The organism is Streptomyces sp. NPDC059994, assembly GCF_042737755.1.
Lineage (GTDB): Bacteria > Actinomycetota > Actinomycetes > Streptomycetales > Streptomycetaceae > Streptomyces.
The window spans coordinates 1-7,676 of the sequence record NZ_JBHWUR010000187.1 but is presented as its reverse complement, the minus strand read 5'-3'; the positions used below and the strand labels follow the sequence as shown (position 1 = coordinate 7,676).

Here is a 7,676-nt window from a genome sequence, read left to right as displayed (position 1 = left end):
GGCCCACCCGTCCTCCTTCGTCAGGACCCCAGGATCGTGGTGAGGAACTCCCCCGTCCACGCCAGCAGTTCGCGGCCCACCACCGGCTTGCCGCCGATCTTGCCCGCCGTCGGGCGCGGCACCAGGATCTGGTGCGTGGGCGCCTTGATGACCGTACGCGGATACAGCCGCTTCAGACGCAGCTCCTGGGACTCGCGCAGCTCCACCGGGGCGAACCGGATGTTGGCGCCCTGGAGCACGATCTCGCCGACCCCGCAGGCCCGCGCCAGCATCCGCAGTCCGGCCACGAGCAGCAGGTTCTCGACCGGCTCGGGCAGCTTGCCGTACCGGTCGGTGAGCTCCTCGCGGACCGCCCTGACGTCGTCCTCGGAGTTGGCCGAGGCGATCGCCCGGTAGGCCTGGAGGCGCAGCCGCTCGCCCGGCGCGTAGTCGTGCGGGACGTGCGCGTCGACCGGCAGCTCGATCTTGACCTCCAGCGGCGGCTCCTCCTCCACCCCGCCCTCGACGGCGGCCCGGTAGTCGGCCACGGCCTCGCCGACCATCCGGATGTACAGGTCGAAGCCGACGCCCGCGATGTGCCCTGACTGCTCGCCGCCGAGCAGATTGCCGGCGCCGCGGATCTCCAGGTCCTTCATCGCCACGTACATGCCCGCGCCCATCTCCGTGTGCTGGGCGATGGTCGCCAGGCGCTCGTGGGCGGTCTCGGTGAGCGGCTTCTCCGGCGGGTAGAGGAAGTACGCGTACCCGCGCTCGCGGCCCCGGCCGACGCGGCCGCGCAGCTGGTGGAGCTGGGAGAGGCCGAAGTTGTCGCCGCGCTCGACGATCAGCGTGTTGGCGTTGGAGATGTCGATGCCGGACTCGACGATCGTGGTCGAGACGAGCACGTCGAACCTCTTCTCCCAGAAGTCGACGACGACCTGCTCCAGCTGGCTCTCGCCCATCTGGCCGTGGGCCGTGGCGATCCGCGCCTCGGGGACGATCTCGCGCAGCCGGGCGGCCGCCCGGTCGATGGACTCGACCCGGTTGTGGATGTAGAAGACCTGGCCCTCGCGCAGCAGTTCGCGGCGGATCGCGGCGCCGATCTGCTTCTCCTCGTACGGCCCCACGAAGGTGAGCACCGGGTGGCGCTCCTCGGGCGGGGTGGTGATCGTGGACATCTCGCGGATGCCGGTGACCGCCATCTCCAACGTACGGGGAATGGGCGTGGCTGACATGGTCAGCACGTCGACGTTGGCGCGGAGCTTCTTCAGCTGCTCCTTGTGCTCGACGCCGAAGCGCTGCTCCTCGTCGACGATGACCAGGCCGAGGTCCTTGAACTTGGTCTCGGCGGAGAAGAGGCGGTGGGTGCCGATGACGAGGTCGACGGCGCCGTCCTTGAGCCCCTCCAGGGTCGCCTTCGCCTCGGTGTCCGACTGGAAGCGGCTCAGCGCCTTCACATTGACCGGGAACTGCCCGTACCGCTCGGAGAACGTGCCGAAGTGCTGCTGGACCAGGAGCGTGGTGGGCACCAGGACCGCCACCTGCTTGCCGTCCTGGACGGCTTTGAAGGCCGCGCGGACCGCGATCTCCGTCTTGCCGTAGCCGACGTCGCCGCAGATCAGCCGGTCCATCGGGACCGTCTTCTCCATGTCCTCCTTGACCTCGGCGATGGTGGAGAGCTGGTCGGGCGTCTCCGCGTACGGGAACGCGTCCTCCAGTTCGCGCTGCCAGGGGGTGTCCGGGCCGAAGGCGTGGCCGGGGGCGGCCATCCGCGCCGAGTACAGCTTGATCAGGTCGGCGGCGATCTCCTTGACCGCCTTCTTGGCCTTCTGCTTGGTCTTGGTCCAGTCGGCGCCGCCGAGCCGGTGCAGCGTCGGGGCCTCGCCGCCGACGTACTTGGTGACCTGCTCCAGCTGGTCGGTGGGGATGTAGAGCCGGTCGCCGGGCTGGCCGCGCTTGGCGGGCGCGTACTCGACGAGCAGATACTCGCGGGTGGCGCCCTGGACGGTCCGCTGGACCATCTCCAGATAGCGGCCGACGCCGTGCTGCTCGTGCACGATGAAGTCGCCGGCCTGGAGGGTGAGCGGGTCGATGGTCTTGCGGCGGCGGGCCGGCATCCGGCCCATGTCCTTGCTGGCCGTGCGCTGCCCGGTCAGATCGGTCTCGGTGAGCACGGCGAGCCGCAGGGCCGGGTCGATGAACCCGTGCTCGACGGCGCCGCAGGCGACATGGACGACCGAGGGACTGATTTCGGCCAGATCCGCGTCGAGTCTCGCGGCGATGCCCTCGCCGCCGAGGACCTCGACGGTCCGGGACGCCGGGCCGTGGGCCTCCGTGACGTACACCGCGCGCCAGCCGTCGGCGAGCCACTGCTTGGTGTCCGCGAGCGCCCGCTGGGTGTCGCCCCGGTAGGTCTCCGGCGCGTGCATGCCCAGCTTCAGCGTTGCACCCGCCGCGTCATCGGCTGATGTCACCGTCAGGTCGCTGTCGTCGGCCGCGAACGGCGAGACCGACCACCACATCATGCCGAGCTCGCGGGCCCGGTCGCGGACGTCCGCGAGGCCCCACAGCGAGGCCGCGCCGACGTCGATCGGGGCGTCCCCGCCGCCGGCCGTCGCCGCCCAGGAGGCCTGGAGGAACTCCTGGCTGGTCGCCACCAGGTCGGTCGCCCGGGTGCGCACCCGCTCGGGGTCGCAGACGACCGCCATCGCGCCCTTGGGCAGCACGTCGAGCAGCAGCTCCATCTCGTCGACCAGGACCGGTGCGAGCGACTCCATGCCCTCGACCGCGATCCCCTCCGCGATCTTGCCGAGCAGCTCGCCCAGCTCCGGGTGCGCCTCGGCCAGCGCGGCGGCCCGGCTCCGCACCTCGTCGGTGAGCAGCAGCTCACGGCAGGGCGGCGCCCACAGACCGTGCTCGGCGACTTCGAGCGACCGCTGGTCCGCGATCTTGAAGTACCGGATCTCCTCGACGTCGTCGCCCCAGAACTCGACCCGGAGCGGGTGCTCCTCGGTCGGCGGGAAGACGTCCAGGATGCCGCCGCGGACCGCGAACTCGCCGCGCTTCTCGACCAGTTCGACCCGGGAGTACGCGGCCGCCGCCAGGCCCTCCACGATCTCGTTCAGATCCGCCGACCGCCCGGTCCGCAGCGCCACGGGCTCCAGCTCCCCGAGCCCCTTGACCTGGGGCTGGAGCACCGAGCGGATCGGCGCGACCACCACACTGACCGGGCCCGCCGCCGGGTCGTCGTCCCGGGGGTGCGCCAGCCTGCGCAGTACGGCGAGGCGGCGGCCCACCGTGTCGCTGCGGGGCGAGAGGCGCTCGTGCGGCAGCGTCTCCCAGGACGGATACTCGGCCACCTCGTCCGGGGGCAGGAGGGAGCGCAGCGCCGCAGCCAGGTCCTCCGCCTCGCGCCCGGTCGCGGTCACCGCGAGCACCGGGCGCCCGGTCTCGCGGGCCAGCGCGGCCACCGCGAAGGGCCGCGCGGCGGGCGGCCCGACCAGGTCGATATGCATCCGGTGGCCGTCGGTGGCGGCCTTCACCGCTTCGGCGAGCGCCGGGTCTCGTACCACCGCGTCCAGCAGACCGTGCAGGCTCATGAAGGGATCCATCCCGGGGAGAGGGCAACGCGAACCACCCGACACGTCGTACGGGCCGGGGGTTCCCAGCGTACGACGTGGGTGTGACAGCCGCGCGGGAAGCAAGCCAAGGGGCGCACGTGGGCCGGATCACCCCTTTGGCGGTACCCCTGAGCAAAGGGTGAGCCTTTGCAAATCTTGTGGAACCCCATAGGCTCGCCCGGACGTGCCGAACGCCTGGCAAGACGGCGGCGTCGCGGCGACCACGCCTTGAAATCAGTGCCCGAGGGGAACCCGCTCGACATGCCCGACCAGGCGCGGACAGCGCTCCTTCAGCCCGAGCCGGTGCTCAGCGGCACCGGCGCCGCGCAGCGGACCGGCCCCGCGGTCGAGGGGAGCCGGCCGAGCCGTATCTACGCGCTCGACGGTCTGCGCCTCCTCGCGGCCCTCATGGTCGTCATGTTCCACTACATGGCACTCACCGGACGATGGCCGGAATCCGACTCCCGGGCCAGATTTCCGGCCACGTACCCGATCGCCGCCTACGGCTGGCTCGGCGTCCAGCTCTTCTTCCTCATCAGCGGCTTCGTGATCTGCATGAGCAGCTGGGGCAAACCGCTCCAGTCGTTCTTCGTCTCGCGGGTGGTGCGGCTCTACCCCGCGTACTGGTTCGCGGTCATCGCCACCACGGTGGTCGTGACGGCCGTCCCGAACGGGCTGAGGGCGCAGGCGTTCTCCGACGTCCTCACCAATCTCACGATGTTCCAGGAGCCGATGGGCGTCGAGAGCGTCGACAGCGTCTACTGGACCCTCTTTGCCGAACTGCGGTTCTATTTGCTGTTCGCAGTGGTGGCCTGGCGGGGGCTGACCTACCGCCGTGTCCTCTTCTTCTGCTGCGCCTGGGCGGTGGCCAGCGCGCTCGCCTACCAGTCCGACGACAGCACGATCCGCATGATCGTCATGCCGGACAACAGCTGGTGCTTCATCGCGGGTGTCGCGTTCTATCTGATGTACCGGTTCCGGCCGAACCTGATGCTCACCGGCATCGTCCTGTTCTGCGCCGCCGCCTCCCTGCCTTCCGCCCGCCGCACCTGGGAGCACGCCCAGGAGCGCCTCAGCCAGCCGATGCCGGACTGGCCGGTCACCGTGATCGTGGGGGTGTGCTTCGCGGTGATGGGCCTGGTCGCCACCGGGAAGCTGTCCTGGATACAGTGGCGCTGGCTGCCGTACGCGGGCGCGCTGACGTATCCGCTCTACCTCCTCCACGAGTACATCGGCTGGGAGATCATCGGCGCGCTCTCGCCCCAGGTGAAGCCGGTCCCGCTGGTCAGCGGGGTGATCGCGCTGATGCTCGCGGTGTCCTGGCTGGTGCACCGGTACGTGGAGCGACCGCTCGGCAAGCGGCTCAAGCAGGGCCTGCAGAAGCTCTGAGACCGGTTCGGGGACCCGTACTGGGACCCCTTCCGGGACCCGTTGCGCGACCCGTCCCGAGTCCCTTCCTGAGACCCGTCCGAAAATTCTTGCGGTGACCTGTCAACCGAAAGGCCGCCGCCGGGCGTACATCCCGTGAGACCTGTCCGCCGACAGGTCTGTCCATCCGACGGGAGCCGCCTTGACCGACGACGAGTTCGAGGAGTTCTACGCTCACTCGGTCAAGGATCTGGTCGGCCAGGTCTATCTGATGACCGGCGACCTCCACGAGGCGCAGGACGTCGTCCAGGAAGCGTTCGTACGGGCCTGGGGCCGCCGCGCGAAACTGCGGCGCGAGGCCGGGCCCGAGGCGTGGATCCGCACCGTCGCCTGGCGGCTCGCGGTGAGCCGCTGGCGCCGGCGCCGCCGGGCCGGTGAGGCCTGGCAGCTGCACAGCGGCGGCCGCCCCGAAGCCGCGCGCGGCCCCGACCCGTCCTCCGTCGCCCTCGTCGACGCCCTGCGCCTGCTCTCCGAACGCCAGCGGCGCGCGGCCGTCCTGCACTACGTCTGCGATCTCACCGTCGAGCAGGTGGCCGCCGAGACCGGCCTGTCCACCGGCACGGTGAAGACGCACCTCTCCCGGGCGCGCGCAGCGCTGCGGCCCCACCTCACCTCCGAGGAGGAACAGGGTGTCTGAAATCCCCCATGGCTCCCCCGACGGCCGCGAAGGCGATCCGGCCCTGGCCCGGGCGCTGAAGCGGGCCGCCGCCGAGAACGGGCGCCGGATCGTGCCGGAGCCGCCCGCGCGGGTCGCCGAGCGCGGGCTGCGGCGCCGCCGCCGCACCCTCGCGGCGACCGCCGCCTGTGTCGTGTGCCTGGTCGCCGGTACGGGCGCGGTGGCCGCGCTCAAGATCCAGGGCGGCTCCGGGACGACGGTTCCGGCCAACCCGCCCACCCCGTCCGGCACGCCCTCCGGGTCGCCGTCGTACGGCTCGGGGACGCCGTCGAGGAGCCCGTCCGACGTCGGGACCCCCTCGCCCGGCGGGTCCGGCTCGGCGTCCCGCGCGGTCCCCTCGTCGAGCGTGCCGCCGCCCTCGCCTCCCGAGAGCTCGCCCGGCAGCGCCCTGCCCGGCGGCCCCGGGGAGGCCGGCTCGCCCACCCCGACCGACCACGCGAGCCCGCCGCTGTCCCCCACCGCCACCCCGTCCCGCATCCGCTGACCCGAGGACCTCACCGTGCACGGAGCTCTACTCGCGCTGCCCGAAGAACGGGTCCGGCCCGGCCTCATACCGGAGGGCACCGCACCGAAGAGCCGCATCCGCGCGCCCGGCGCCCGCGACCCGTACCTCCTGGCCGCCGCGCTCTTCGCCGCGTACGCGACCGTCTCCGTGCTCCGGTACCGGCGGATGGAGACGCTCTCCTGGGACCTGGGGATCTTCGAGCAGGCGGTCCGGGCCTACGCCCATCTGCGCGCCCCCGTCGCCGACCTCAAGGGGCCGGGCGCGAACATCCTCGGGGACCACTTCAGCCCCGTCACCGCGCTGCTCGCCCCCTTCTACCGGCTCTTCCCGACCCCCGTCACCCTGCTCGTCGCCCAGGCGGCGCTGTTCGCGCTCTCGGCGGTGCCGGTCACCCGGGGCGCCGCCCGGCTCCTCGGCCGGGGCGCGGGGCTCGCGGTCGGCGTCGCGTACGGGCTCTCCTGGGGGCTCCAGCGCGCCGCCGACTTCGACTTCCACGAGATCTGCTTCGCCGTGCCGCTGCTCGCCTACGCCCTGGAGGCCGTACTGGACCGGCGCTGGCGGGCGGCGCTGTGCTGGGCCCTGCCGCTGGTGCTGGTCAAGGAGGACCTGGGGCTGACCCTCGCGGCCGTCGCGGTCGTCGTCGCGCTGCGCGCCCGGCGGAACTCGCCGCGCACCGCCGCGTACGCGCTCGGCGTCGCCGCGTTCGGGATCGCGGCCGTCGCGGTCACCCTCACCGCGGTGATACCGGCCTTCAACTCGACCGGCGCGTACGACTACTGGGGCAAGACCACGGGCGCCGGACCCTTCGCCGCCCCCGGCACCAAGCTGCGCACCCTGCTGTGGCTGCTGCTCCCCACCGGGCTGCTCGCGGTGCGCTCCCCGCTGTTCCTGGCCGCCGTGCCGACCCTGGGCTGGCGGTTCCTCTCCTCCGACGACCACTACTGGTCCACCGACTGGCACTACAGCGCCGTGCTGATGCCCGTCCTCGCGCTCGCCCTGGCCGACGCCGTGGACACCGGCCGCCGCAGCCCGCGCCCCTGGCTGCGTACCTACGCCCGCCAGCTGCCCGGCGCCGCGGCCGCCGCCGCCCTCGCGCTGACCACCTCACTGCCGCTGTACTCGCTCACCGAGTCCGCCACCTACCGCAGGAGCCCCGAAGTGGCCGAGCGGGAACGGATGCTGGCGACCGTCCCGGACGGGGCGACCGTGGAGGCCGACGTCGGACCGATCGCCCGTCTCACCTCCCGCTGCCGGGTGTTCTGGGTCGGCGACACCCGCCGGGTCGTCCCCGAGTACATCGCGCTCGACAACGTCTCGGGCTGGGCCGGGAACCCGCTGGAGTACGCCCGCGAACTCCACCCGGGCACCCGGTACGCGGTCACGGGCGTGGCGTACGGATACGTACTGCTTGAGCGGCAGCCGTAGCAGGCCGCCACATAGGAAGCGGCCCCGGGGAGTTCGCAAGAAC

General features: G+C 72.2%; 5 protein-coding genes. 4 read left to right on the top strand and 1 reads right to left on the bottom strand.

Annotation, left to right across the window (positions count from 1 at the left end):
* Positions 1-20: 20 nt before the first annotated feature.
* Positions 21-3,578, bottom strand: coding sequence for a transcription-repair coupling factor (gene mfd, locus ACFWA7_RS39170; protein WP_385827933.1), 3,558 nt, complete (start codon positions 3,576-3,578; stop codon positions 21-23).
* Between the two features lie 282 nt (positions 3,579-3,860).
* On the opposite strand from mfd, the gene ACFWA7_RS39165 reads away from it, so the two are divergent.
* From ACFWA7_RS39165 to ACFWA7_RS39150, 4 genes are all read left to right on the top strand, one after another.
* Positions 3,861-4,988: an acyltransferase family protein gene (locus ACFWA7_RS39165; protein ID WP_385550107.1), complete on the top strand. Its 1,128-nt coding sequence runs from the start codon at positions 3,861-3,863 to the stop codon at positions 4,986-4,988.
* 181 nt (positions 4,989-5,169) lie between these two features.
* Positions 5,170-5,664, top strand: coding sequence for a SigE family RNA polymerase sigma factor (locus ACFWA7_RS39160; RefSeq protein ID WP_385550110.1), 495 nt, complete (start codon positions 5,170-5,172; stop codon positions 5,662-5,664).
* Complete coding sequence (locus tag ACFWA7_RS39155; RefSeq protein ID WP_385827931.1) at positions 5,657-6,187, top strand: hypothetical protein; 531 nt, start codon at positions 5,657-5,659, stop codon at positions 6,185-6,187. The genes ACFWA7_RS39160 and ACFWA7_RS39155 overlap by 8 nt, the downstream gene beginning before the upstream one ends.
* A 15-nt stretch (positions 6,188-6,202) precedes the next feature.
* Complete coding sequence (locus ACFWA7_RS39150; RefSeq protein WP_385827928.1) at positions 6,203-7,633, top strand: DUF2079 domain-containing protein; 1,431 nt, start codon at positions 6,203-6,205, stop codon at positions 7,631-7,633.
* Positions 7,634-7,676 lie beyond the last annotated feature (43 nt).

Coding starts and splice junctions, on each gene's coding strand:
- mfd (WP_385827933.1), bottom strand. CDS start 3,578: ATGAGCCTGCACGGTCTGCTGGACGCGGTGGTACGAGACCCGGCGCTC.
- ACFWA7_RS39165 (WP_385550107.1), top strand. CDS start 3,861: ATGCCCGACCAGGCGCGGACAGCGCTCCTTCAGCCCGAGCCGGTGCTC.